The organism is Sorangium sp. So ce131, from assembly GCF_051519095.1.
GTDB lineage: Bacteria > Myxococcota_A > Polyangia > Polyangiales > Polyangiaceae > Sorangium.
Genome location: NZ_CP150455.1, coordinates 4,349,230 through 4,374,490, shown reverse-complemented (window position 1 = coordinate 4,374,490; position 25,261 = coordinate 4,349,230). Strand labels below are relative to the sequence as shown.

The window sequence follows — 25,261 nt, the reverse complement described above, 5'->3', positions numbered from 1 at the left end:
CGCACGCCCCCACGACCGGGGGATCAATCGTCAGGGCAGGGACCAACCTGCCCGGTACATCAGAGGTTCTCGACCGACTTGAGCATCTCCGGAACGAACGAGGTGCGGGGCCGAATCAGCGTCGTCCGGACCGGGCCAGGCCGCACCCGGATGGTGGCGTCGTTGGGGCCGAATCCCCCTGCGTTCAGCGGATCGTCGGAGAACTCGTACCCGTAGCCCTCGTCCTTCTTCCCGCCTCCGGCCTTGGCGTCCTGCGCGAACGCCGACGAGGCGACCACGCTCACAAGAACGGCAGCCACGACTCCCGCACCCAAACGGGTCAACCCTCTCATTTCAGCCTCCTCAGAATGTTCCGACGCAGTTACAGTGCCATTGTACCGCCTACCGCGGCGGTCGGTCAACCAGCTTCGCAATCCGTCGAGGCGTCCGAGAACGCGACCCATGCCTGCCTCGACAACAGAAAGGACCCAAGGTTCCCGGAGCGACACGAAGAAATGACGAGCCCCCCTCTCCTCGTACGGCGAGAGAAGGGGGCTCGGGACAAGGCGGCTCCAGGTGGCTACTGAGTAGCCCCTTCGGCGCCAGCCTCGCCTTCGGCGCCGGCAGCGGCCTCCTGCTCGGCTTCCTTCGTCTTCAGGTCGGCCTCCGCGGCCTTGCGCTCGGCCTCGGTCTGCTTGTTGAAGGCGATGATCTGGTCGATCTCCTCCATGCGCTCCTTCGACCGCTTCACCGCGTCAGCGAACTCAGCACTGGCGCCCGCCTTCTGGATGAACTGGCCGAAGAGCCCCTTCGCCGACTGGAGCGCGCCCTCCGCCGCCTTGCCGCCCGACTTCGCCTTGTACTCCTGCGTCAGGATCGCCTCGTTGTAGTAGGTCTCCGGACGCTCGGGGGCGAGCTTCTTCGCGGCGTCGAGCTCCGCGCTCGCCGCCGCCACGTACTTGTCGAAGTTCGAGTCGTCGATCTGGCCGCGCAGGGCGAGGGCGAGTCCGAGGTGAGCGTCGTAGTCGTTCGGCCTCATCCGGAGCGCGGCGCGGTACGCCTCCTCCGCCTGCTGGAACCCGCGGAACTGCAGGTTCACCGCCGCGTAGTTCATCTGCGCCTCGTAGAAGGTCGGATCGAGCTTGCGCGCCGTGTTGAACGCCTGCACGGCGCCGTTCAGGTTCGCGAGCTCGACCTGGATCATCCCCGCGGTGTTGTGGATCGGCGCGTAGTTGGGGTTCTTCCGGATGGCCTGCGAGCAGACCAGCGCGGCGAGCTCCAGCGCCTGCGTGTCGACCTTCTTCTGCTTGCTGACGTTCGTCGCGACCGACTTGCCCGACTTCCTGCCGGCCTTCTGCTTCGCCGTCTCCAGGTAGTAGATGGCGAGCTGGTTAAAGGCGGGCATGAAGGCGTCATCGACGGCCAGCGCGCTCTGGATGTACCGCTTCGCGCGCTGGAAGTCGTTGGGGCCGTCGCTGTCGGGCTCGTTGTTGCCGCGCTTCATGTACAGGAGCGCGAGGTGCACGAGCGCCTCGACGTTCTTGTACTGGGCGTCGACGACGGCGGCCTGACGCATCTCGGCGATCGCCTTGTCGATGTTCTTCTCGCCCGAGTCCGCCAGGTTGTAGAGCGCCACCTGGACCCGCGCCGGGTGGAACTTCGGGTTCGTCTGGAGCGCCTGCTGGAAGTACTTCTTCGCCTCCGCGTCGTTCTTGCAACGCTGGTACGCGAGCCCCGCGTTGTAGATGGCCTCGGCGAACGTCTTGTCCCCTTGCTCGTCCGCCGCGTCCAGGAACAGCTCGGCCGTGGACCGGCACGAGGCCTCGTTCCAGTCCCCGGCCTTGTCGTGCTGGACCATGCTGTCCATGGCGTTCTTGAACTTGTTGGCCGCCTCGACGGACACGGCCTCGCCCTTGCTGTTCGTGATCGCCTTGCCCGTCGTGGGGTCCTTCGCCGTCGGGCCCGAGGGGCCGGCGCCGCCGCCGCCGCCACAACCCGTCGCCGCCAGAAGGAGCGCCGCGACCGCTGCGAGTGAGGTGATGCTTCTCATGGTTCGCTCCATCACTTCTTGGATCGGGTCGTGGCCCGCTCGATCGCCGAGCCTTCCTTGGAACCGCCGGACGCCGCCGGCGTCTCCTTCTTGTCGTCCTCCTCGGCCTTCTTCGCAGCAGGCTTGTCGGTGACGGTCGGGGCTTCACGGTACGGGGTGCCGTCGAGGTTCAGCGGCGCGGGACGATCGCTCAGGCCGGAGTTGACCCGCGACGGGGAGCCGCGGAATTCGTCGATGAGGTGGTACTCGGCGCCGTAGTTCTTCGAGAGCCACACCTCGCAGGTCCGCGAGTAGTCGTCGAAGTACTGGTACTTCACCGACAGATCGAGGCAGGTCTTGAAGGCGCCCTTCGCCATCTGCTTCTGCGGCTCGCTCGCCTCGTCGAGGCGCGAGTAGTACTCGCCCCGGATCTCGTCGTACGAGACGTCCGTCCCCGGGACCATGCCGTGGCCCTTCCACTCCTTCGGGATGGGCGCGGCCCGGAACTCGGCGACGAACTTGCCCCACATCTGACCGACGCGCGCGCCGGCGGCGATGACCCACCGCGGCGGCGGCGTGGGCTCGAGCTTGAGGATCTTCTGGTACTCCGCGTCGGCCGCCTCGATCGCCGGGCGCTTCTTCTTCACCCAGTCGGCGACCTTGGTGTTGATGTGCTTGAGGACGTCCTCGCGCGTCCCGGCGCCCTTGTACTCGGGGAACTTGATCTTATCGACCTCCTTCCGCTTCTGCTCGGCGAAGTGGAAGTAGGCCTCGCCCACCGCGGTGAGCACCTTGCCGAGCCGGCGCAGCCGCTCCGGCTCCTCGCCGCCGATCGCGTCGAGCTTCTTCAGCGCGGCCGCCGGGTCCTTCCAGTAGCCCCGGACCTTGTTGTACTCGCCGTTCGCCGGCGTGACGCTCTTCGTCTGCAGGAGGACGCGCGCGTACATCGCGTGCGCCTGCACCTGGATGTCGAAGGTCGCGTTGCGATCGATCTGCGGCATCGCCGTCGACAGCCGCCGGCGCGCCTGATCCCAGTCCTCGCGGTCGATGTAGTGCGCGCCGATGGCGAACGCGATCTGCGCGGTCTGCGCCGGCTTCGCCTTGCCGTAGTTCTTGTTGAAGAGGTCGGCGTCCTTGATCGCCTGGTCCTCCTGGCCGAGGCCGAGCCGCAGCACGACCGCGTCCTGGAGCGCCTCGGGCGCCTTGTCCATCTTCGGGTTCTCGCGGGCGAAGCGCTCGTACCAGTTGGCCGCCTCGTCGTAGACGGCGATCGCCTGGTAGTTGCCGCCGATCTCGTAGATCGACTGCTTCGCGAGCTCGGTGTTGTGGAGGTTGTACTTCGGGTCGATCAGGATGCGGCGCGCCGCGATCGACTTGGCGATGAGGCGAGCGGCCTGGAACGCCTTCGCGGCGTTGTAGAGGACCTCCTCGCTCTTCTCGCAGGCGGGCTGCTTCGCCTCGCAGGCGGCCTCGCCGTACTTCTTCCACATGTCCATGTACGCGACGGCGGCCTTCTCGTAGTTCTTGAGGGCCTCGACGCCGCCGCCGGCGTCCGCCGCCTCGACGAGCTTCTGGGCGCGCAGGCGCTCGATGTCGCGCTGGATCCGGATCAGGATGCCGCACTGCTCGGCGTTCTCCTTCTCCTTGCCGCCCTTGCAGTACAGGTCGATGAACTTGGGCACGTCCGCGGCCATGTCGTCGTAACAGGACGGACGCGGCGGATCCATGTTCGCGCCGAGCACGTTGAGCGACTCGAGGTAGAGCTGCGAGGCGTAGATGCCGACCTCCTTGTCGGCGTGGTTCAGCGCCACGTCGCGGAACGCGAGCGCGGCCTCCTCCCAGTGCTGCGCCTCGAAGTACGTGCGGCCACGCGCGTACTTCACCTCGACGTACTGCTCCTGCGCCTCCTTGTCGTTCGCCGCCGGCTTGATGTAGCAGACGTACCGGTTGAAGGCGGTGATCATGCCCTTCTGGCTCTCGTTGAACTCCTTGGGCTGGAACTTCGCCTTCTCCGCCTTCTTGTCCTTGTCGCCCTTCTTGCCCGTGCCCGGATCGGGGAGGTTGCCTCCCCCCTTCTTGTCGGAGCCGTCCTTGTGGGTCTCGGTGTAGATGTTCTGGTAGCAGAGCACCGACGCGTACGCGGCCTCGGCCGCCTGCGGGCCGTTCGGATCCTCGGCCACGACCGAGTCGAACGCGGGGCCGCACTTGGCCCAGTCCTTCTGGAAGTACAGAAGGTCGGCCATCGCGTACTTGATCTTGAAGATGTTCGGCCAGTCCTCCTTCAGGATGCGGGGGAACTCGAACTTGGCGAACTGCTCCTGCTTGAAGTTGTTGACGACCTTGTCGTAGAGCTGCGCGGCGAGCTGCATCGTCTTCTTGTCGCCGGTGCCGCGCACGCCGCCCGAGCCCACCGCCTCGAGGTGCCAGGCCATCGCCGTCTCGGTCAGCAGGCCGGCGGTGATGTTCGAGCACTTCAGCTTGGCGTCCGCCGGGTGCCCCTCGCCCTGGAACTTGTTGTGGACGTCGAGCTGCTTCCCGAGCTCGCCCATGATCTGGTCCTTGTTGCCAGACTTCATGGCCAGCGTCGCCTCGGCGATGTGCCCCTGGTACACGCAGTACTTCGGGCCCCGATCGCGGGTCATCAGGTCGGTGTAGAGCTCGATGCCCTCCTTGTAATGACCGGTGTCGAGGTAGTTCTGCCCGAGGTCGTCCATCATCTTGAACGTCTTCTCGGAGCTGCCGCTCGCGTCGCCGCTGAGCGGGCGGAGGAAGTCGTGGGACTTCCGCGGGTCGCCGGCGAGCGCGTAGACCGGGACGATGTCGCGACGCGCCGAGACCGCGAGCTGGGCCGCGTTGGGCATCTGGGCATACTGCTGGCCGTACTCGATCGTCTTCTTGAACTCGCTGATCGCGCGGCCGAACTCGCCCTTGTTCCAGTAGACGTACCCGAGCTTGTAGTGGGCGTAGCCCCAGACCTTGTTCTCGGGCGGCGGGTACTTCGTCACCTCGAGGTACGACTGCTCGGCCAGCTGCCACTTGGACGGGTCGCCCTGCGCCTCGTTGAAGAAGAGCTCACCGAACGCGAGGTACGCGTTCGGGATGTACTTCGACTGGGGCCAGTTCTTGATGAGCTCGAAGTAGACCTTGCGCGCGTCCTCGAGCTGCTGCGCCTGCTCGTACTCGTACGCGAGGTAGTAGAGGACCTCGTCCGTGCAGCCCGTGCTCTTCGCGGGGTCGGCCGCGTTGGTGCTCTGGCAGTACTTCGGGTACTGCGTCTTGAGCTGCGTGTAGTACTTGATCGCGCTCTTGCGCGCGGCGACGAGGATCTTGTCCGCCTTGCCGACCTCGGCGTTGATCGCGGCGACCGCCTTCGGGTTCTTCCGCTTGGCCTCGTCGGCCTTGATCTGCCCCTCGGTCTTGTCGCGGAACGCCGCCGACTCGAGCTCGACGTAGCCCTCGGCGAGCCGCCGCATCAGCTTCGGCCGGTCCGGCGCGTTCTTGGGGGTGGACGAGTACAGGCCCTCGAGGCCCTGGATCTCCGTGACCAGGAGGCTCCTCACCTTCGGGGCGAGGCGGTTGCGCCGCTCGTCGCGCTGCGCCGACGCCTGGGTGGCGGTCGGGTTCGCCGGCTTCGTGAGGTCGTCCCGCTTCTTCAGCTGGATCCCCTGCGGGGCGGACTTGAAGCTCACCTGGGGCTTCTTGCCCGCCGACACCTGGAGCTTCCCGCCCGGGCACGCGGCGATCGCGTCCTTCGCCGGCTGCGTGATGCACGCGTCGGCGGCCGACGCGGGGCTCGTCGCGACGGCGCACGCCGCCACGGCCAGCGTGCCTGCCGCCGCGCGGAGCGCATGCAGTACATCGAACTTCGACTGCTTCATCTCCATCTCCGTCCCTCCGCCACGGACCCCCGTGAGGAAGCGATGCCTGCCCCGCGGCCTCCCGCCGCGGGGTGAGCCGTTAAGATATCCGTCACTTGCTGCACTTCGACGTCACGACCTGCCGGTAGAAGCCCAGCTCGTCGCGCCAGTACTCGCCGTCGAACGGCCAGAGCACGTGCTCGTCGTCGGGCTTGACGACGCCGTAGGTGAGCGCGTCCTCCTTCGAGAGCTGGCCGCTGACGACCTGCTGGTCGAGCTTGTTCCTCTCCGCCGCGGTGATGTCGATGAGGATCTTCGACGAGTCGCGGAGGTGCTCGTTGAGCTCGTCGAGGTTGCGCTGGTACCGCTCCCGGCCGAGCGTGCCGGCGTTCCGGATCGCGAGGTTCCTGGCGAAGTCGAGCGCGTCGGTCACCTCGCTGCCGACGGGCGAGTTGCGGAAGTTCGCCGGCGCCTTCTTGAAGCGCGCGTCCTCCTCGTCGAGCACGCGGACGTACTCCATGTTGCGGCGGAGCTGGCGATCCGAGAGGGCGTTCTCGACGATCGGGCGCACCGTCGGCGAGAGGTTCGCCTTGCCGGCGCTGACGTCCTTCAGGAACTGGAAGAAGCGCTCCTCGTTCCCCTCCCCCTGGAACCGGTTCAGGATCGACTCGAGCTCCTTCTTGATCGGCTCGTACTTCTTCTTCATCTTCGCGACGATCGTGGTCGCGTCGCCGTACTGGCAGATCGTGAACGAGACGACGGCCTTGAGGATGTCGGCCTCGGGATAGAACGAGTTCGGGAAGTAGGGCGACTCGATCGTGTGGATGTTGCCGAGGGCCTGCGGGTACAGCCCGGCCATGAAGTAGGCCCAGGACTGCTCGAAGAGGCTGTCGAGCCAGTACTCGCTCGCGATGTCGACGCGGTTCCAGTACTTGACGGCGGCCGAGAGCTTCGCGGCGTCGATCGTCGGGACGTTGTTGTCGTCGAGCCGGACAGACGCCGAGTAGTAGGTGCGCGCCATCGAGAGGAAGGCGAGGTCGCGCATGCGCGCCTCGTCCTCGACGCCCTCGACGCCGTCGTCGATCGCCTGGACGATCCGCTGGAACGACTTGACGGCCGGCACCGACTTGCGCAGCTGCACGTACGAGATGCCGCTGAAGAACTGGGCCTGGACGTAGTACTTGCTCTTCTGGTCGACCTTGGCGAAGAGGCTGATCGCCTCCTCGTAGTTCCGGTTCCGGTACTTGTAGCGGCCGAGCAGGTAGTTGAGCTGCCAGTACAGGTCGCGCTGCTGGGGGTTGTTGAACCGCGCGACCTGCTCGGTCTTGTACTTGCCGACGCGCTCGATGATGTCGGCGGGCTCGGGGAGCTGCGTCGCGAGCTTGGACAGCCAGAGCAGCGTCTCGTTGAATTTGAGGTGGTTCGGCTTGTCGGCGATCTGCGAGAAGATCGCGTAGCTCGCCTGGTAGAACTGCAGCCGGTACAGCGCGATCGCGAGGTGGTACTGCGCGATCTGCCGGTTCCCCTCGTCGTCGCCGGTGTCGCCGTCGACCACGCGCTTCAGCTGCAGCGCGGCGTCGCTCCACCGCTCGCCGTCGAAGAGGCGCTTGCCCTGCGCGGCCTCCTCCGTCATCTGCCCCGCGGTGACGGGCCCCGAGTCCGCCTCGTCGTCGAGGTTGATCTCCTTCTTGGGGTTGTTGCCGCCCTTGGCGTCCGCCTTCTCCGCCGCAACGGGCTTACCCTTGCCGGCCTGCGCATGCCCCACGGCGGGGGAGAGCAACAGGGCAGAAGCTACAAGGCAGACACTCGCCAGCCGGTTCCGCATCGTCGTTCCTCGCTTTCGGCGACGTAAAGATCGTGGCCCCTTCGCCCCGTTCGCGGCCCCACACGTGGGGAGCGCGCGCCGTAGACCCCCGAGGCAGCTCGGTCGAGAACCAAAAAGTTTAATGAGAATCAACGGATACTTACGCGTGGCGGGGGATGGTAGGATTGTGGCGCGCGCCTTGTCAAGCGATGCCAGCCGGAGGCGTGCACGCCATTTCGCCCTGAGACACGGGGCCCCGCGTCGGCCTTGGGGTTGCGCACTGCGTAGGAGTCGACGGTGGAATTATTGAACGGATGCACGTTCGCCCGCTCGGCGCCCATGCGTCTGGGTCGGTCGCCGGCGGGCGCTCCCATCCGTTTCAATACCAAGGGCGCGGCGGGGGGCCGGGTCGAACGCCTCGGGCCCGGGCCGGCATCCCACCTCGGCGAAACGCGCGGCCATCCGCCTGTTGACGCTCCAGCCGCCCTTCGTCTAGGGTCCAACCGCTGACGTTGTGCCTTTGAGCACCTCGACTTGAGCGTTTTCTTGCCTCCCGTCCGCGCGCCTCTGCCGAGGCGAGGCGCGCACCGCCGCCGAAGGAGCACGTTCTGATGACCCGTTCCATTCTGTCCGGCCTGCTCGGCCTGCTCAGCGTCGTCGCCATGGCGAGCCTGCCCGCCGCATGTGAAAGCGGCGGCGTGGGCGATCCGTGCCTGCCCGAAGACGAGTACGATCCGCAGTTCGCTGGCTTCAAGGTGACGGAAGAGAACATCGAATCGCGGTCCTTCCAGTGCCAGACGCGGATCTGCCTGGTGAACCACTTCCAGGGGCGCGTGAGCTGCCCCCTCGGCCAGCAGGCGCCCACGATCTGCAAGCCCGGCGAGGGCGGGTGCGCCGACTGCGTCGAGACGTCGACCTACGCGCCCGACTGCGATCCGGCGGAGGACGCCGCCGCGCAGTGCATCAGCGGGCAGTGCGATCCGCAGGGCGCGTTCTGCCGCTGCGAGACCGGGGGCGACTGCCCCAGCGATGACTGGACCTGCATCGAGGGCCAGTGCAAGCTGCACGTCTGCCGCGACGGCCTCACCGGCTGCCAGGACCCGAGCCGGCCGAACGCGGAGAACGAAGGCAAGGCGTGCTGCGTGCCGGGGACCGATCTCCCCGTCGCGTCGCCCGTCTGCGGGCAGTGCGCGCCCGACTCGAACCGGAACGCCGAGCAGGCGGTGTACTGCTCCTGCCGGTGCGGCGTCGCCGAGGGAGAGGAACCGGATCCGAACTTCAACTTCTGCGAGTGCCCGCAGGGCTTCGCATGCAGGGAGATCCGCCCGAACGTCGGGCTCGGCGACGAGAAGATCACCGGGAAGTACTGCATCAAGGAGAAGTCCGAGTTCGAGAACGGGCAGGCCTGCGGCCAGGTGCAGGGCCGCTACGACTCGGAGCAGTGCGAAGGCAACCCGTAGGCGTCGGGTGACCGGCCGCCGCGCGACGCGCAGCCCTCGGCGAACGCCGGCCGATCAGGCCGGCAGCGCGCCCCCCTCCAGCGACGCTCCCACCCCCCATGACAGCCCGGACGCCGCGCGCGGTGTGACGGGGCGCGCCGCGCCGGACGCGCGCAAGGCGCTCGGGGCGCGCGCCGAGGACGCCGTTGTCGCGCACCTCGCGGCGCTGGGGATGGAGATCGTCGCGCGCAACGCCCGGGTCGGCCGGCTGGAGATCGACGTGATCGCCCGCGACGGGGCGGTCATCGCGATCGTCGAGGTGCGGACGCGCGGCGCGGGCTCGTACGTCCGCGCCCTCGACAGCATCGACGCGGGCAAGCGCGCCCGCGTGCGGAGGGCCGGTGAGGTGCTCTGGCGCGCCCGCTTCTCGCGCCTCCGCGGCGTCGAGCGGATGCGCTTCGACGCCGCGTCGGTGACGTTCCTCCCGAGCGGCGAGGCCGCGGTCGAGATCGTGAAGGCCGCCTTTTAGGTTTTACGTGGACACGGCTGCCCGATGTGCGGCGGCCGCGTCCACGTCGAGCGCGGGCGCGGCGTGCGATGTGCGGCGTGCGGCGTAGCTCGACGCTCACGCGCTCACGCGTCGAGCTGCTCCTGCATCTCGCTGCGGAGCCGCTTCAGCTGCGCGAGGCCCTCGGGCTCGCTGCCCTTCGGCTCCGCCTGCGCGCGCGCCTCCGCGTCGAGCTTCGAGATGACCGCGTCCATCGTCGCGATCTTGGCCTGCTGGCGGGCCCTCAGGTCGTCGACCATCTTCTCGAACGACTCGAAGAAGTGCTGGAGCTCGTCGCCCTTGCGCAGCCGCTCGCGCACGACCAGCTTGCCCTCGCCCACCTGGCGGAGCAGCCGCTTCATCTTGAAGATCGGCCCGGCGATCTTGTGCGTGAAGATGATGCCCGCGATGCCCACGCCGATCACGAGCAGCGACAGGAGCGCGACGATCAGGCGGAGCAGCATCTGCTGGTTGTGCGCGACCTCGGAGGCCTGCCGCCCGAGCGCCTCGGCGCGCTGCTGCAGCACCGCGGCGTCGCGCTCGAGCCGCGCCTGCTCGTCCTTGAGCTTCGCCTCGTCGCGCTGCGCGGCCTCGCCGAACGTCTTCGAGAGCTCGGGGTCGTCCTTGTACTCCTTCGCGATGTTCATCGCGACGACCTCGCTCACGCGCCGGCTCTGGACGATCACCTCCTGGCCGCGCTTCACGGTCTCCTGCCCCTGCCGCACGGTCTGCTGCCCCTGCTCGACGGCGCTGCGGCTCTGCTCGATGATCTTCGAGCTCGCGTTCCAGAGGAGGATCCCGAGCGCCGCGGAGAGCGCGAGGCTGATCCCCACGAGGAACCCCGTGTATTTCAGCTGGAATCTCTGGTCGATCAGGTAGTTCCGCGCGCTCCGCTGGTAGCGCGCTCTGACCTCGGGCGCGGAGGTCTGCGGGGCCGTGGTGGAAGCGTCGCTCATGGGAACCTCGAAGCTGGCTGGAGATGACGATGATCGTGGCGGAGAAAACGGAGTAAGCGGAGCAGCAGAGCCGATATCGCGCGGCGGAGGTGCGTCACATCGAGGCGGCGATCTTGTGGAAGGTGTCGACCGCGCTCTCGACGCACATCTTCATCAAGATGTTCTCGCTCTGGACGTCTTTCTGCGGGGTCCCGCTCTGCGTGAGCTTGGGCGCGAACTCACCCTGGAGCGACTTCGCCGGATAGGTCCACATGCTGACGCGGACCACCTGGGTGAGGTTGCCGTTCTGGTACGCGGCGGGCTCGACCGTGGCGAGGAGGTAGTAGCCCTTCAGCTTCTTGTCGTTCACGATCTTCCTCCCCTGGGCGACCGTCTCGCCCTTCGGGGCGACCGCGTAGCCGGGCCGCGAGAGGATCTTCGTCTGCATCGCGGAGCGGACGATCGCCTCGATCTCCCCCTCGGGGCGGCCGGTCTTGTTCGTGACCTCGATGGCCACGTAGTACTTCGTGTCCGCGGTCGGCGGCGGCGGCGCCGAGCCGCCGCCGGCCGAGAGCGCCGCCATCGACTTCTGGATCTGCGACTTGACGGCCGGCGCCTGCTCCCGGGCCTCGGCCCGCTGGAGGCACGGGAGGCCGGAGGGCTTGCCGAGCTTGCCGAGCGCCGCGGCCGCCGCGACCTTGACCGACGCGTTGCTGTCCGCGAGCGCGTCGCAGAGGGGCTTCACCGCGGCGTCGTCGCCCGAGGCGCCGAGCGCGAGCGCGGCCTGCGTGCGGACGCGGTAGTCCTCGTTGGCCTTGAGCTGCTCGGCCAGGCGGCTCGTCCTCTGATCCGCGTGGAGCCTCGCGGGCACCAGCGAGAGTACGAGCGTCAAAAGCAGGAGCACGAGCGCAGGAGAGGGCCGACGCATTCCACTCGTGACAATACACGAGCGCATCGTCGCCGTGGCGATCGGATGATCGGGTCGACAATCGAATTTTGGTGCGCACACGCTCGCACTTTTGCCTTGCATTCGCTCGCTCCTCGCTGCTGCCAGCCGCCGAACTGAACGGTTTGACGCCGCTTCTTCGCGGGGCTTCAAGGCGCAAAACATGTGGGGCTCGGGACTACCACGGCCGCTTCATTATCCTCTCGTGTCGGGCCTTCGGCAGACGTCGCGAACGTCGCGAACGTCGCGAACGTCCACCGAAGCTCGCGCCGAGCGAGCTCGAGCTCGTCGCCGCGGCGGCGCCGCTTGTCCTTCCGGGCGCCGCCCGCGTGGCCAATAATGCGCGACCATGACGAGCGACGCGCCGGAGGCGTGCGGGCGATGCAGGGCTTGAGACGACGCGCTCCAGGGGCGCTCCTCGCGGCGGCCGCGCTCGCCGCGGCGCTCACGGCGCACGCGCAGCCGCAAGGTGCGAAGCTCCGCATCCATGTGCGGGGAAGCGCGCAGATCGACGCCGTCGCGTGGAACGAGCCCGGCGGGTTCGTGGTGCACGGGAGCGTCGTCGACGACGCGCGGAGCGCGATCACGGAGCAGCCGATCTCCATCGACGCCGTCACGAGCGGCGGCGCGCCGGTGGACCTGCCGGCGGCGGAGGCGTGCGCGCCGGCCGGCGCCGGCGCGCGCGAGCACCGCGCGTCGCAGGGCGGGTACGCAATCACGACCGACGAGCGCGGCGGGTTCTGCCTCCGGGGGCGCGCGCCGCTCGCGGACGCGACGCTGCGCGTCCGCTTCGCGGGAGGACCGCTCTACGAGCCGGCCGAGGCGAAGATCCCGATCGAGGCGCTCGCGGCGCCCCTCGCGCCGGTGATCCTCCGCATCGATCCGCCGGTCGACGCGATCGATCTGGATCGCCCCTCCGTCAACGTCACCGTGGCGCTCCGGATCGATCGCAGCGGCGCGCGCGGGTTCGCCAGCGGCGCGCCGTTCGAGCGCGAGCGGCTCACCGTCGCGCTCGAGGACGAGCGCGGCGAGAAGCTCGCGGAGGCGCAGACCGGCGGCGACGGTCGGGCGAGGTTCGAGCTCGCCACAGAGCGCCTCGCCGGCCCCGGGCAGGGCGCGCTGCGCGCGCGCTTCGACGGCAGCGCCGTGCTCGCGAAGGCGAGCGTCAGCCAGGCGGTCGTCCGCTACGCCGAGGTCACGCTCGCGCTCTCGCGCCCCCTCGAGCCGGCGCGCGCCGAGGACGGCGTGCCGATCGACGTCGACGTGACCTCGTCGCGCGGGCCGGTCGACGGCGGCGTGGTCGAGGCGCTGCGCGCGGGCGAGTCCGTCGGGGCGGCGCCCGTGGCCGGCGGGAAGGCGCGGGTCGTGGCCGCGTTCACGGCCGAGCGCGAGGGGACCGTGCCGCTCACGCTGCGCTACGTGCCGGCGGCGCCCTTCTGGATCCCGGGCCCGGAGCTCGCCGTCGACGCGCCGATCGCCGGCCCCGGCGTGTGGCGGCAGATCGCGCTCGCCGCGGTCGTCCTCGCCATCGCGGGCTGGGTGCTCGGCGGCTGGCGGCGGGCTCCGAAGACCGCGGCGCCGGGGGCCGCGGAGGACAAGCCCGCGGCGCCGCCCGGCAAGGCCGGCGTGCGGGTCCTCGGGCCGAGCGAGCACGCGACCGGCTGGCGCGGCGTCGTCTCCGACGCCCACGACGGCACGCCGATCGCGCAGGCCGAGCTCACGATCGTCGTGCCCGCGTTCGAGGGCAGCGGCGTCGTCGCGCGCGCGCTGAGCGACGACGTCGGCGCGTTCTCGATCGAGGCGCCGCACCGGAGCGACGCGAGGCTCGTCGTCCGCGCGCCCACGCACAGCGGCTACGAGCAGCCGCTGCCGCCGCCGAGCCAGCTGGGCGTCGCGCTGATCACGCGCCGGCGCGCCGTGCTGGATCGCCTCGTCCGCTGGGCCCGGCGCCACGGCGCGCCCTTCGAGGGGCCGTCGGAGCCGACCCCGGGGCACGTGCGCCGCGTGGCGAGCCGGAACCAGCAGCACGACGTCGAGCTCTGGGCGACGCGGATCGAGCACGCCGCGTTCGGGCCCGACCCCGTCGACGAGCGGATCGAGCAGGACCTCGGCGCGTCCGAGCCGAAGCCGGGCGCCCCGCAGCTGACGTCGTGAGCCGGGCGGGCGCGCGTTACCACGCCGCGCGGAGGCCGGATCCGGCCCGCGCGGCGGGGGCGGTCGGGCGCGCCGACCCGCCGTTTTCGGTGCCCCGATGGGGCCGCACCGCGAGCGCACGTTGACGTATGGGGAGCGTCCCATATAGTCGGCTCCCCCGCCGGAGAACGCCAACGTGGAAATCGCCCTAATTATCGTCGGCCTCGTCGTGGTGGCCGCGATCGTCTACTTCGTCACGAAGAAGGCGGCACCACCCGAGATCGAAGCGTCCCCCGAACCGAAGCAGCTGCGCGAGAAGCCGAAGCAGCCCGAAGCCAAGACGACCGAGAGGCCGCGCCCCGAGAAGAAGCCGGCGCCGGAGCCGAAGCCGCCGGCGGAGGAGGCGCCCCCGGCGGAAGCGAAGAAGCCCGCGCCCGTCGTCGAGAAGGCGCCCGCGGCGCCGACGTTCCCTGTCGAGGTGCCCGTCGTGCCGCCGCCCGCGGCCGAGCCGGTCGCGCCCGTGGTCGCGGAGGCTCCGCCCGTCCCCGTGGTCGAGGCGCCCGTCGCCAAGCCGGCCGCGAGGCCGGCGCGGGAGACCACGCCGCCGGCCGCGCGCAAGCGCGACATCGAGGGGCTCCGCAAGGGCCTCACGAAGGTGCGGGAGAGCGAGGGCTTCTTCGGCCGGCTCAGGGCGTTGTTCGCCGGCAAGAAGGAGATCGATCCCAACATCGTCGAGCAGATCGAGGAGGTGCTGCTCACCTCCGACGTCGGCGTGAAGACGACGGAGCTCCTCCTCGACGAGATCCGCTCGGCGCTCAGCAGGAACGAGCTCGCCGACACCGACAAGGTCTGGGACGCGCTGCGCGAGCACGCGAAGCGGATCCTCCGCGTCGGCGCCGGCGGCGGGCTCTCGCTCAAGGCCGAGCCGACCGTGGTGATGGTGGTCGGGGTGAACGGCGTCGGCAAGACGACCACGATCGGCAAGCTCGCGACGCGGCTCAAGGCGGAGGGCAAGACGGTGGTGCTCGCCGCGGGCGACACGTTCCGAGCGGCGGCGGTGCAGCAGCTCAACGTCTGGGGCAAGCGCGTCGGATGCGAGGTCGTGCGCGGCAAGGACGGGGCGAACCCGGGCGCGGTGATCTTCGACGCGATCCAGAAGGCGAAGGACACGGGAGCCGACGTGGTGCTCGCCGACACCGCGGGCCGCCTGCACACGAAGACGAACCTCATGGAGGAGCTGGCCCGGGTCGCGCGCACGATGAACAAGGCGCTCGAGGGCGCGCCCCACGAGACGCTGCTCGTGCTCGACGCGACGAACGGGCAGAACGCCATGCAGCAGGCCGCGCTCTTCAAGGAGGCGCTCCCGATCACCGGCATCGTGCTCACGAAGCTCGACGGCACCGCCAAGGGCGGCGTCATCCTCGGCATCTGCGCCGAGCACGGGCTGCCGGTCCGCTACGTCGGCATCGGCGAGCGCGCCGAGGACCTCCGCGAGTTCGAGCCCGACGAGTTCGTCGAGGCCATGCTCGGCCGCGCGAGCGGCGCCGAAGACGCGGCCGCCTGAGCCGACCGGCCGGCGCGGCGGCGCACGGCGGCGGTCGGTCGGCCGATCGCCACCCCAGCTCCCAATCACTCCCCACGACATCGGTCAAAGAGAACGGGCGCTGGTCCGGGCAGCCGGACCTCCGCCGAGCCCTGCCACGTCCATCCGGAGGCGCCGTCGACGCGCGCCGCCAGCGCCCCCGCGCCGTTCCGCGCGAGCCGCGAAGTTGCAACGAATCCGCGGGCTCGCCGGTCGCGACATGGGCGTGCTCGCCGGGGGGTCGATGGCAAAAGGATTTGGTTGTTGATCCTTCGATTTTCGGCGTGATATAGTCCGTCGGGCTTGGCGGTTGGCCGATTTGTTCAATAAAATCGAGTAGTTGGGGGCTATACTAGCTGGGCGATCGATGCTCGCATCGCACGGACTTCGGAAGGGATGGCGATGAACCAGGCTCGCGTGGGGCTTCTCGTTGCGGCTGCGCTGGTCGCGGTGCCGCTTACGGCGTCGGCTCAACCAAAGGCAAATCAGCAACCCAAGGAAATCAACCTCGACGAGCCAGAGACTCCTCCCGCCGAGGGGACGGAGGCAGCCGAGACGCCCGAGGCCGGGGCCGAAGGGGACGCTGAGGGTGGTGATGATGCGGGGCTCGGCGATATCTGTAAGATTGACCCGTCGGCTTGCCCCACGATCGACTTAAATAAGGAAGCGGCCCGGGAGCTCAACCCGGAGACTTACGCGGTGCAGCAGATCTACGCGCTGCGCTATCACCGCTTTGAGGTGAATCCTTACTTCGGGTTGACGATGAACGACCAGTTCGTCGGTCACAACGGCCCGGGGCTCGCCGTCAACTGGTACCTCACGAACGTCCTCGCGATCGGCGTCAACGGCAACTTCTACCAGGGCCTGAACACGCCGTCGGACTTCAACTTCCAGACGAGCAGGGCGGCGCGTATCGGTGAGCCGATCACCGAGTATCAGTGGAACGCGAACGCGAACTTCACGTACGTCCCCGCGTACGGCAAGTTCGCCGGGTTCAGCGACTTCATCTTCCACTACGACTTCTACGTGCTGGGCGGCGTCGGCGCGATCTCGACGCGGCCCATCGCCGTCGTCGATCCGGACAACCGCACCTTCGACTGGAAGCCGAAGCTCGCCTTCCACGTCGGCGGCGGCCTCCGCATCTTCTTCAACCGCTGGTTCGCGGCGATGTTCGAGGTGAGCGACTACATCTTCTTCGACGAGCTCGAGAACCCGCGGGTCGTGCAGGGCAGAGAGCAGGACCCGGAGACGTGGCTCGACGAGGGCAAGAGCTTCACCAACAACGTGGCGGCGCAGGTCGGGTTCTCGGTCTTCCTGCCGTTCTCGTGGGAATACCGGCTGCCGAAGTGAGGCCTTTGGACGTGAGGGCGCGCGGACGCCGAGCGCGAGACATGGGATGATTCAGCCAAAGACGGGGACAGGCATGATGCGTCGATTCGTCCAGGGCCTCTGCACCGTGGTGGCAGGGCTTACCGGCTGTGCACTTATGATGGCGGCCTCGCCCGCGGAGGCGCAGGAGATCCAGCTCACGGGCCCTCTCGCCGGCGCGCCCGCCGTGCGAAAGCTCCGGCTGCACCGCGAGGGGCGGTTTGAGGTCGCTCCAGGCGCGTCGTTCACGCTCCTGGACGAGTACCGGCGCACGATCATGCCGGGGATGCGCCTCACCTACCACCTCACCGACTGGCTCGGCATCGGTGCCTGGGGCGGCTATGGGTTCCAGTACAACACCGGGCTGACGGACGAGCTCCAGCGCGTGGCCATCGACCAACGCGACTGCACGAGCCGGCCGTTCACGAAGGCGTGCCGGCTGACGGAGGTCAACCTGACGCGGGGCGACCTCACGGAGGACCAGCTCGGCAGGATCCAGTGGGTCGCGGCGCCGCAGGTGACGTTCGTGCCCTTCCGCGGCAAGCTGGCGCTGTTCGCCGAGCTGTTCGTCGACACCGACGTGAACTTCTTCGTCGGTCCGGCGGTCATCGGCGTCCAGGAGCGCAAGCAGTGCGGCGCGGAGGGGACGCCGTGCGCGGACGAGAGCTCGTTCGGGCTGGCGAGCCGGGTCGCGTTCGCGCCGACGTTCGGCCTCGGCCTGAACTTCTACCCGGGCGACTTCCTCGGCCTCGGCGTGGAGTGGCGCGGCCTGCCGTTCTCGTGGAATACTTCAGGCTTCGACAACGGTGGGTTCGGGACGGACGAGGCCTTCCCGGACAACAAGGTGGACGACAAGGATCGCGAGTTCCACTTCACCAGCATGGTCACGGTCAGCCTCAGCATTCAATTCCCCACCGCCATCAAAACGACGGAGTAGTCGGCCGCGCCGGCTCGCCCGAGGCAGCTCGGGCGGACAAGCCCACCCGCCGGGAGCCGCAGGCGCGGCCTCCCGCGGGGGGCCGCCGGCGGCACCGCCGGGCAGCTCGGACCGCGGCGGCGGGACAGCCACCAGAGGTCAGCGTTGGGTATTTTCGATTTTCTCCGCAAAAGCAGCCCTCCTGCTGGAGGGGCCGCCTCCGACAAGAAGGTGGCCGGGCCGGCCAAGGTCGTCGCGGACAAACGCGCGCAGACGTACGATCGCCTCGACGCGATCCAGTCGCTCGCCGCGATGAAGAACGCGGACGCCGCGGCGGCGCTCCTCAGGCGCTTCACGTTCTCGATCGACCCGTCGATCACGGATCAGGAAGAGAAAGATCTGGCCTTCCGGGGGATCGTCGACGCGGGCAAGGACGCGGTGCCGGCCGTGGTCGAGTTCTGCCTCAAGGCCGAGGCGCTCACCTGGCCGCTCAAGATCCTGCGGGAGCTGCTCGACGAGGCCGCCTACCGGATCGAGCTCGTCCGCCTGCTCGAGCGCTTCGACACCGAGTATGCGCGCAACGTCGAGCCGAAGCAGCAGCTGATCGTCGCGCTGGGCGACATCCAGGGCGATGACGTGCGGGTCGCCGTGGAGCGCTTCCTCGAGGACGTGAACGAGACGGTCCGGTTCCACGCCGTGCAGACGATCTTCGCCCAGGGGAACGAGGCGAGCGTGCCAGCGCTCGTGAAGATGCTCGCCGACGAGGAGTCGGTCCGGGTGAAGAACAAGGTCGCCGAGGGGCTGCTGAGCCGGGGCTGGACGGTGCCCACCGAGCTGCGGAGCAGCACGAACCAGGCGCTCCAGGACTCGAACGGCTTCAGCGTGGGCCCCGACGGCAAGCTCCGGAAGGGCGCGGGATACGGCTGACCGGCCGCGCTTGCGATCACGTCTGCCGGCACGTTTGCGGGCACGTTGTTGCGGGCGTGTTGATCGCGTGATCGCCCGGCCAGCATCGGGTTGACAGCATCGCGGCGCGTGGACGACACTCCGCACCATGCTTGTTCAGCCCGCGTGGCTGCAGAGAGCGCAGGGCCGCGCAGACCGGCCTGCACACGAGGAAAGCGAGCGCAGAGTCCGTGAGTGAGCACCGCTCGTCGGTGGCGGCGCTCCCGTCACGACCCCACGAGGAATGTCCCTCTTCCGACGCACCGCGCGCGCCGCGGCCGGGCGGGCGGCGAGGGGCGGCCTGGCGCTCCGCGCCGGCCGCCGCGCTCGGGGGAGCCTGCGCGCTCGGGGCCGCGCTCTCGCCGCGCGGCGCGGCCGCGGCGGACTTCGAGATCGAGTCCACGACGGCCGCCCAGGCCTACGAGGTCGCGAGCCCCTGGGGGGACACGAACATCGAGCGACGGCGTCTCATGCAGACGCTGGGGTTCGCCGTCTACAATCTCCAGGGCAAGTTCACGCCGGGCGAGGCCGATTACTCGGTGACCATGCGGCTCCGGCTCGACGCGGACTTCGGGGTGAATGGCCACCTCGAAGGCGCGGAGGCGGGCGGCGAGACCGACTACAGCATCGCCGGCGGCTCGCGCTTCATCCCGGGGCTGCGCGAGGCGCCGCTCGATCTGATGTACGCCTACGCCGAGGGCCGCAACGTCGCCGGCGGGTGGCTCGGCTTCCGGGTCGGCCGGCAGTACGTGAGCGACGTGCTCGGGTGGTGGTCGTTCGACGGCGCGCTCGTCCGGGTGACGACGCCGTATTTCTTCCGGATCGAGGCTTACGGCGGGCTCGAGCAGCGCGGCGGCCTGCCGCTCTCGACGTCGCGCTTCGAGCGGCAAGGCGTCTGGCGCGGCACCCACGTCGGCTTCGGCCGCGACAAGACCCAGCCCGACACCGCGGCCGACTTCCCGTCGTACCAGTACGCCCAGCCGGCGCCCGCGTTCGGCGTCGCGCTGGAGAGCGCCGGCCCGAGCTTCCTGCACGGCCGGCTGACCTACCGGCGCGTCTACAACACGGGGACCGCGATCACGCAGCAGTTCCCGGATCCAGGCGGGGGCTTCCGGACGCTCAAGGGCCTGCGGATCTCGCAGGATCGGCTCGGGTACGCCGCGGACATCAACAAGGCAGACCTCGGCGGGATCAAGGGCGGCTTCAGCTATGACCTCTACAGCCAGCTCGTCGGCTCGGCCTACGGCGGCCTGGAGGTCTACGCGGGGAGCCGCGTCACGCTGGGCGTGGACGTCGACTACTTCGTTCCCACGTTCGACGCCGACTCGATCTGGAACTGGTTCACCCACGATCCCGTCACGACGATCACGGGGCGGGCGTCGGTCGACATCACCCGCGAGGTCGATCTCTCGGCCTGGGGCGGGGCGCGGCTCTGGATGGCCGAGGGGAACCCGGAGGAGTTCGGGATCGGCCAGTGCGACGTCATGGGCGAGGGGCCGGACTGCATCGGGCAGACGGCGTTCGATCCGGCAGGCGAGGACGACCTCGAGGACTACGCGCGCGACGAGGCGAACCGCGCCGCGAGCATCACGACCGACGTGCTGGCGAACCTCGCGGGCCGCTACCGCACGCGCACGACCTCGGTCGAGCTCCGCGGGATGCTGCAGACCGGGGAGCGCGGGCGCCGGACCGGGGCCGATCTCGGGGCGGAGAAGCGGCTCAGCGGGCAGCGGTACGCGCTCGGGGCGCGGGTGTCGCTGTACAACTGGGAGGATCCGCTCCGGCCCGACCGGGGCGCGACCTCGTTCGGGTACGTCCTCGGGGCCGGGTACCGGCCGGGCGAGGCCGCCGACTTCAAGATCGAGTGGGAGCACGACATGAACCGGCTGGTGGGCCAGCGCTTCCGGGTCGTCGGCCTCGTGAACCTGCGGGTGGCGCCGTGAACGAACAGCAGATGGATGCAAAGCAGGATCGGCGCGACGCGCGGCGGAGCGACGCGAGGTTCGTCCCCGGGTGGGTCGCGATCGTCGCGTGCCTCGGCGCGCTGGCGCTCGCCGTCGTGGGCCCGGAGGCGGCCGCGCAGCCGAAGCCTCGGGCGCAGGCCGCCAGCGCGGCGGCGGCCGACGGCGCCGCAGACGAGCGCGAGCAGGGCGACGAAGGCGGGGGCGACGAGGGCGAGGGCGAGGGCGACGAAGCTGCGCCCGCGAAGCCGCCGCGCGGCGGGTACACGTCGGGCCTGCACCCGATGCCCGGCGACGCCGAGGTGCCGCTCGCGTGGATGCCGCCCGGGACGAGCGCGACGCCGGTGCCGAGCGACGAGATCTACCCGCCGCAGACGCTGACGATCCGCTTCAACCACAAGAAGCACGTCCAGGGGCTGCGGCAGACGTGCAAGTCGTGCCACGCCGGGGCCTACACGAGCGGCGCGGTGTCGGATCGGCTGCTGCCGAGCCCGGGCCAGACCTGCGACAACTGCCATGACGTCGATCACTCCGACCTCACCCAGGTGAAGGCGGGCACGAACGAGAACGGGCAGTGCGCCTACTGCCACATCGGCGAGAACGCGGGCGCCGGCGGCAAGGTGGCGCCCCTGGTCCTTCCGCACGCGAACCTCCGGTTCCCGCACAAGAAGCACGTCGATCGCAACATCAAGTGCAGCCAGTGCCACGGCCAGGTCTCCAAGCTGGAGATGGCGACGCGCGAGCAGCTCCCCCGCATGGCGGGCTGCTTCAGCTGCCACAACATGACCGGCCCGGCCCAGGGCGACGCGAAGAGCGACTGCGAGACGTGCCACCTGACGCGCCCCGACGGCCTGCTCGTGACCGCGTTCGCCACGGGCGATCTGCTGCCGCCGCGGTGGCTGCACAACGCGGGGCACACGCCGGACTGGCTCGAGCGGCACAAGCAGATCGCGGCGAACGACAGCGCCTTCTGCGGGACGTGCCACACCGAGAACTACTGCACCGACTGCCACGACGGGAAGATCCGTCCGCGCTCGGTGCACCCGAACGACTTCCTCTCGATGCACCCGCAGGCCGCCCGGCAGGACAACCCGCGCTGCGTGACGTGCCATCAAGAGCAGACGTTCTGCGCGGACTGCCACCGGCGGACGGGCGTGGCGCGCGACGCGCCGAGCGGCATCCGGCCCGCGGGGCGCCGCTTCCACCCCCCGCCGGCGGAGTGGACCACCGCGCCGCGCAGCGCGAAACACCACGCCTGGGAAGCCGAGAGAAACCTGAACGCGTGCGTTTCCTGCCACACCGAGCGGGACTGCGCGACCTGCCACGCGACCCGGGGGCTCTCGGGCGGGCAAGGGTTGAACCCGCATCCGCTCGGCTTCGAGAACAAGTGCAAGACAGCGTTCTCCCGGAACCCGCGGCCGTGCCTGGTGTGCCATCAGTCGGGCGACACGTTCCTGAAGCGTTGCCAATGAAAAGACAAAACCGGTCAGTATATTCCTTGCCCTGGCCTTCCAGCGACGGGTATAGCGAAGTGCGCGCGGCTTCCCTAACGAACGCCGCGAACGCCAAGGAGAACGGGCGTGAAGGAGCTGATCAAGTACCTCATCGACAACCTCTATCTCGATTTCCAGGGGGAAATCACGCTGGAGACGGTGCGGGGCTTCCTCCGCGAGGACGACGGGCGGGAAGCGCGGCAACTTTTGTCGAAGCTCATCGAGGAGAAAGGGGTCGACGACATGCTGATCACGCTGGCCGACTGTCTCAAGGAGCACATCCAGACCGGGGTCAACGAGAAGGTTGTCCGCGAGCAGCTCTCGCTCTACTCCGAAAGCTGAGCGGGCCGGCCGCCGCGGCCCGCCTCGCTCCCCTCACCCTCTGCCTCCACACGACCCTCGCCACGGCGGGCTGCGACGTGGGAGAGCCCGCGGTTCAGCCGATCGACGGCCCCCCCGTCCGGCTGATCGAGGCGCGGGCGACGACCAGCCTCGACCAGAACTACCAGCCCGTGCGCACCCCGCTCGACCCGAGCGGCGCCACCACGGTGCTGTCGACCGCCAGCTTCGTCCTGAAGTTCGACCGCTTTCTCCTGCCGAGCGCGGTCGGCGCCGCGCTCGGCCACGAGGCCGTGTGCCTGTCGGGCGACCTGGCCACCCAGGTCACGACATACGCCGACTGCCTCAACCCGATCGCCCTGTCGCCGTCGTACAACCCCGTGCGGCGCGAGGTCACCTTCCGCCAGGTCGAGGGGATGCCGCGCCTCCTCCCGGGCACCCGGTACGCGCTCACGGTCCTCGCGCCGGTCGACGAGGCGGCGCCGGCGGGCATCCGCGCGTTCGACGGCGCGCCCCTCGCCCAGAACGTGCGGATCGAGTTCACGGTGGCGGCGATGGACCCGCCCGAGACGCAGCCCGAGCGGCCGCCTAGCGGCGATTTCTTCTGCCAGCGCGACCTCGAGTGCGTCGCGGGCATGTGCGAGAGTGATCCGGTCTGCACGACGTGCGTGCGGGGCGCGGCGCTGTACCTCTGGGCCTGCGCGGGCTGCCACGGCGACGCGGACACGGCCGTGGGCCTGAACCTGGACGTCGGGGCGATGTTCAACCGGCTCGATCCGCTCCACGCGACCGCGATCGGGCACGCCGCCCACCAGACCCAGACGGGCGAGCGCGCGCACGTCGGCGAACACAACCCGGAGCGCTTCGGGACGGCCATGCCGCTCATCGACCCGGGCGACCCGGGGAACAGCTACCTGCTCTACAAGATCATCGTGGGCCAGAACGCGGTCGACCCGCTCCTGAGCCCCGACCAGGCCGAGCAGGTCCGCGCGGAGATCGAGCGGCTCCGCGGCGCGTTCGTCATGGGGCTGCCGATGCCGCCCCCGAAGTCGAACCAGTCGTTCCGCCTCTTCGCCGAGGACCCGAACGATCCGCTGCTCGTGCCGCACGTGGACGGCATGGACATCCTGACCGCGTGGATCCTCGACGGGGCCAAGACGCGGGACTGCACCGCCGCCGCGCCCTGAGCGCGCCGGAGCCCGTCACATCACGCGGTTCCGGCCGCCCTTCTTCGCGTGGTAGAGCCGCTCGTCGGCGCGGCGGTAGAGCTCCATCGGCGAGACCGGCGCGTCCGGCGTGATGCCGGCGACGCCGAAGCTCGCGGTCACGGCGATCTCGCCCTCCTCGAAGCGGAACGGCGTGCGCTCCACGAGGGCGCGCAGCTTCTCGGCGATGTGGCGCGCGCCGTCGACGGCGATCTCCGGGACGAGCAGCGCGAACTCCTCCCCGCCGACGCGGGCGAGGATGTCGTCCCGGCGGACGTTCGCGGAGGCGAGCGCGGCCAGCTGGCGGAGCACGGCGTCGCCCGTGAGGTGTCCCCGGGTGTCGTTGATGCTCTTGAAGTGATCGATGTCGAACATGACGAGCGAGAGGTGGCGATGGTAGCGGCAGGCGCGCGACACCTCCCGCTCGAGCGCGACGTCGAACGAGCGCTTGTTGTGGACCTGCGTCAGCCCGTCGAAGGTCATCAGGCGGTAGATCTCTTCGTGGTACGAGAGCTCCACGTTCCCGCCCTGGATGAACTTGAAGATGGTCCGCCCGATCTTGACCTGGTCGCCGTCCCGGAGCGCGCGCTCGTCGACCGAGACGTCGTTCACGTACGTGCCGTTGGTCGAGCCGAGGTCGCGGACAACGTAGCTCATCCCGTTCCACGAGATGCGCGCGTGGCGGCGGCTCACCGCCTCGTCGTCGAGGGGGATGTCCGTTTGCATCGAGCGCCCGCACTCGATCGCCCCGGCGTTCAGCGCGATCCGGCGCCCGAGCTCCGTGCCGTAGATGACGACCAGGCACGCCGTGCCAGGCTCGACCTGAGGCGCCGGCGGCGCGATCGAGCTGCAGGTCACGAGCGTCTGCCGAAAATCGTTCTCTTGCTTCGCCACGCTGAGGGCCCAAGTACACCAGAGCCGGCGTTCCAGGGCAACGCGCGTTACGGGACGGACGTGATAGAACTCCGCCATGGAGCGCTGCAGTTTTGGGCAGATGCGCCTCGCTGCCACCGTGGCGGCAGCTGTGCTCGGCGCTGCGCTGAGCGGCTGCGGGTCGGACACACCGCCGATCGAGGAGAGCGACGCCGCGGTCGAGCCGAAGCCGCCCGAGACCGTCACGTTGTTCCCGGACGCCCCGCCGCTCCCGGGCGAGCGCGAGTGCAAGGTCGTCATCCGCACGGGGATCGCCGTGGCGCCCGCGCGGCACCTGTCCGTGTGCACGCCCGTCCAGTACGAGACGAACCCGCCGAGCGGCGGAGATCACTGGCCCCTATGGGCCGAGTACAAGAGCTACGAGGCGCCGGTCCCGCGAGAGATCTACGTGCACAGCCTCGAGCACGGCGCGATCGTCCTCGCGTACCGGTGTCCCTCGTCCGGGTGCGCGGAGGTGAAGACGGCGCTCGACCAGGTGCGGAGCGAGGCCGCCTCCGATCCGAGGTGCCTCGCGTCGCCCGGAGGGCCGGAGGCGCGCGTCGTCGTGACGCGCGACGACGCGCTGGACAGCCCGGTCGCCGCCGCAGCGTGGGGAGCCACGTACACCGCGACCTGCCTCGACGCGCCGTCGCTGTCGCGGTTCCTCGCGGACAACTACGCGAAAGGCCCGGAGGATACGTGCAGCTACGCGGCGGCCGTCGACGTGGATGACCCGGCCGGCAGCGCGCCCCGCTGCGGCGACGCAGCGCCCGACGCAGGCCCGCCCGACGCAGGCCCGCCCGACACAGGCCCGCCCGACGGCGCCGCGCCCGAGGCCGGCGCGGCGGGCGGAGGTCCCCCGGGGCCGTAA

The 25,261-nt window shown here is 69.6% G+C and carries 19 protein-coding genes; 12 read left to right on the top strand and 7 right to left on the bottom strand.

Features of this window, described 5'->3' with window-relative positions:
- Nucleotides 1-59 precede the first annotated feature (59 nt).
- The 4 genes from WMF43_RS16145 to WMF43_RS16130 all read right to left on the bottom strand — a co-directional run bounded on the left by WMF43_RS16145 (nt 60) and on the right by WMF43_RS16130 (nt 7,645).
- Entirely contained in the window at nt 60-299 is a 240-nt protein-coding gene (locus WMF43_RS16145; protein ID WP_437681264.1) for a hypothetical protein, read from the bottom strand.
- A gap of 260 nt (nt 300-559) precedes the next feature.
- Nucleotides 560-2,029, bottom strand: coding sequence for a tetratricopeptide repeat protein (locus WMF43_RS16140; RefSeq protein ID WP_437681263.1), 1,470 nt, complete (start codon nt 2,027-2,029; stop codon nt 560-562).
- Nucleotides 2,030-2,040: 11 nt separating this feature from the next.
- On the bottom strand, nt 2,041-5,886 hold the full coding sequence (locus WMF43_RS16135; protein WP_437681262.1) for a hypothetical protein: 3,846 nt from the start codon (nt 5,884-5,886) through the stop codon (nt 2,041-2,043).
- 91 nt (nt 5,887-5,977) lie between these two features.
- A complete protein-coding gene (locus WMF43_RS16130) occupies nt 5,978-7,645 on the bottom strand; it encodes a tetratricopeptide repeat protein (RefSeq protein ID WP_437681261.1) in 1,668 nt (555 codons plus the stop codon).
- A gap of 635 nt (nt 7,646-8,280) precedes the next feature.
- On the opposite strand from WMF43_RS16130, the gene WMF43_RS16125 reads away from it, so the two are divergent.
- Together WMF43_RS16125 and WMF43_RS16120 are read left to right on the top strand one after the other, a co-directional pair.
- A complete protein-coding gene (locus WMF43_RS16125; protein WP_437681260.1) occupies nt 8,281-9,129 on the top strand; it encodes a hypothetical protein in 849 nt (282 codons plus the stop codon).
- A gap of 124 nt (nt 9,130-9,253) precedes the next feature.
- On the top strand, nt 9,254-9,637 hold the full coding sequence (locus WMF43_RS16120; RefSeq protein ID WP_437681259.1) for a YraN family protein: 384 nt from the start codon (nt 9,254-9,256) through the stop codon (nt 9,635-9,637).
- A 104-nt stretch (nt 9,638-9,741) separates the two neighbouring features.
- Here WMF43_RS16120 and WMF43_RS16115 read toward each other — a convergent pair whose 3' ends face one another.
- Nucleotides 9,742-10,611 (bottom strand): HAMP domain-containing protein, encoded by an 870-nt coding sequence (locus WMF43_RS16115; RefSeq protein ID WP_437681258.1) that lies wholly within the window; start codon nt 10,609-10,611, stop codon nt 9,742-9,744.
- A gap of 94 nt (nt 10,612-10,705) precedes the next feature.
- Complete coding sequence (locus WMF43_RS16110; protein WP_437681257.1) at nt 10,706-11,518, bottom strand: HEAT repeat domain-containing protein; 813 nt, start codon at nt 11,516-11,518, stop codon at nt 10,706-10,708.
- A 399-nt stretch (nt 11,519-11,917) separates the two neighbouring features.
- Here WMF43_RS16110 and WMF43_RS16105 point away from each other — a divergent pair, with 399 nt between their 5' ends.
- The 9 genes from WMF43_RS16105 (at nt 11,918) to WMF43_RS16065 (ending at nt 23,460) form a co-directional block, all read left to right on the top strand.
- Nucleotides 11,918-13,690 (top strand): carboxypeptidase regulatory-like domain-containing protein, encoded by a 1,773-nt coding sequence (locus tag WMF43_RS16105; RefSeq protein ID WP_437681256.1) that lies wholly within the window; start codon nt 11,918-11,920, stop codon nt 13,688-13,690.
- Between the two features lie 175 nt (nt 13,691-13,865).
- Nucleotides 13,866-15,233 (top strand): signal recognition particle-docking protein FtsY, encoded by a 1,368-nt coding sequence (gene ftsY, locus WMF43_RS16100; RefSeq protein WP_437681255.1) that lies wholly within the window; start codon nt 13,866-13,868, stop codon nt 15,231-15,233.
- 717 nt (nt 15,234-15,950) lie between these two features.
- A complete protein-coding gene (locus WMF43_RS16095) occupies nt 15,951-16,601 on the top strand; it encodes an outer membrane beta-barrel domain-containing protein (RefSeq protein ID WP_437681254.1) in 651 nt (216 codons plus the stop codon).
- A 136-nt stretch (nt 16,602-16,737) separates the two neighbouring features.
- Nucleotides 16,738-17,556: a hypothetical protein gene (locus WMF43_RS16090; protein ID WP_437681253.1), complete on the top strand. Its 819-nt coding sequence runs from the start codon at nt 16,738-16,740 to the stop codon at nt 17,554-17,556.
- A gap of 210 nt (nt 17,557-17,766) precedes the next feature.
- A complete protein-coding gene (locus WMF43_RS16085; protein ID WP_437681252.1) occupies nt 17,767-18,462 on the top strand; it encodes a HEAT repeat domain-containing protein in 696 nt (231 codons plus the stop codon).
- Nucleotides 18,463-18,671: 209 nt separating this feature from the next.
- Nucleotides 18,672-20,423, top strand: a complete 1,752-nt coding sequence (locus WMF43_RS16080) for a hypothetical protein (protein ID WP_437681251.1) — start codon at nt 18,672-18,674, stop codon at nt 20,421-20,423.
- Between the two features lie 11 nt (nt 20,424-20,434).
- Nucleotides 20,435-21,913 (top strand): cytochrome c3 family protein, encoded by a 1,479-nt coding sequence (locus WMF43_RS16075; protein WP_437681250.1) that lies wholly within the window; start codon nt 20,435-20,437, stop codon nt 21,911-21,913.
- Between the two features lie 108 nt (nt 21,914-22,021).
- Nucleotides 22,022-22,276, top strand: coding sequence for a hypothetical protein (locus WMF43_RS16070; RefSeq protein WP_104980701.1), 255 nt, complete (start codon nt 22,022-22,024; stop codon nt 22,274-22,276).
- A 77-nt stretch (nt 22,277-22,353) separates the two neighbouring features.
- Nucleotides 22,354-23,460 (top strand): hypothetical protein, encoded by a 1,107-nt coding sequence (locus WMF43_RS16065; protein WP_437681249.1) that lies wholly within the window; start codon nt 22,354-22,356, stop codon nt 23,458-23,460.
- Between the two features lie 15 nt (nt 23,461-23,475).
- Here the strand turns inward: WMF43_RS16065 and WMF43_RS16060 are convergent, their stop codons facing one another.
- A complete protein-coding gene (locus WMF43_RS16060) occupies nt 23,476-24,372 on the bottom strand; it encodes a diguanylate cyclase (RefSeq protein WP_437681248.1) in 897 nt (298 codons plus the stop codon).
- Between the two features lie 76 nt (nt 24,373-24,448).
- On the opposite strand from WMF43_RS16060, the gene WMF43_RS16055 reads away from it, so the two are divergent.
- Entirely contained in the window at nt 24,449-25,261 is an 813-nt protein-coding gene (locus WMF43_RS16055) for a DUF3105 domain-containing protein (RefSeq protein ID WP_437681247.1), read from the top strand.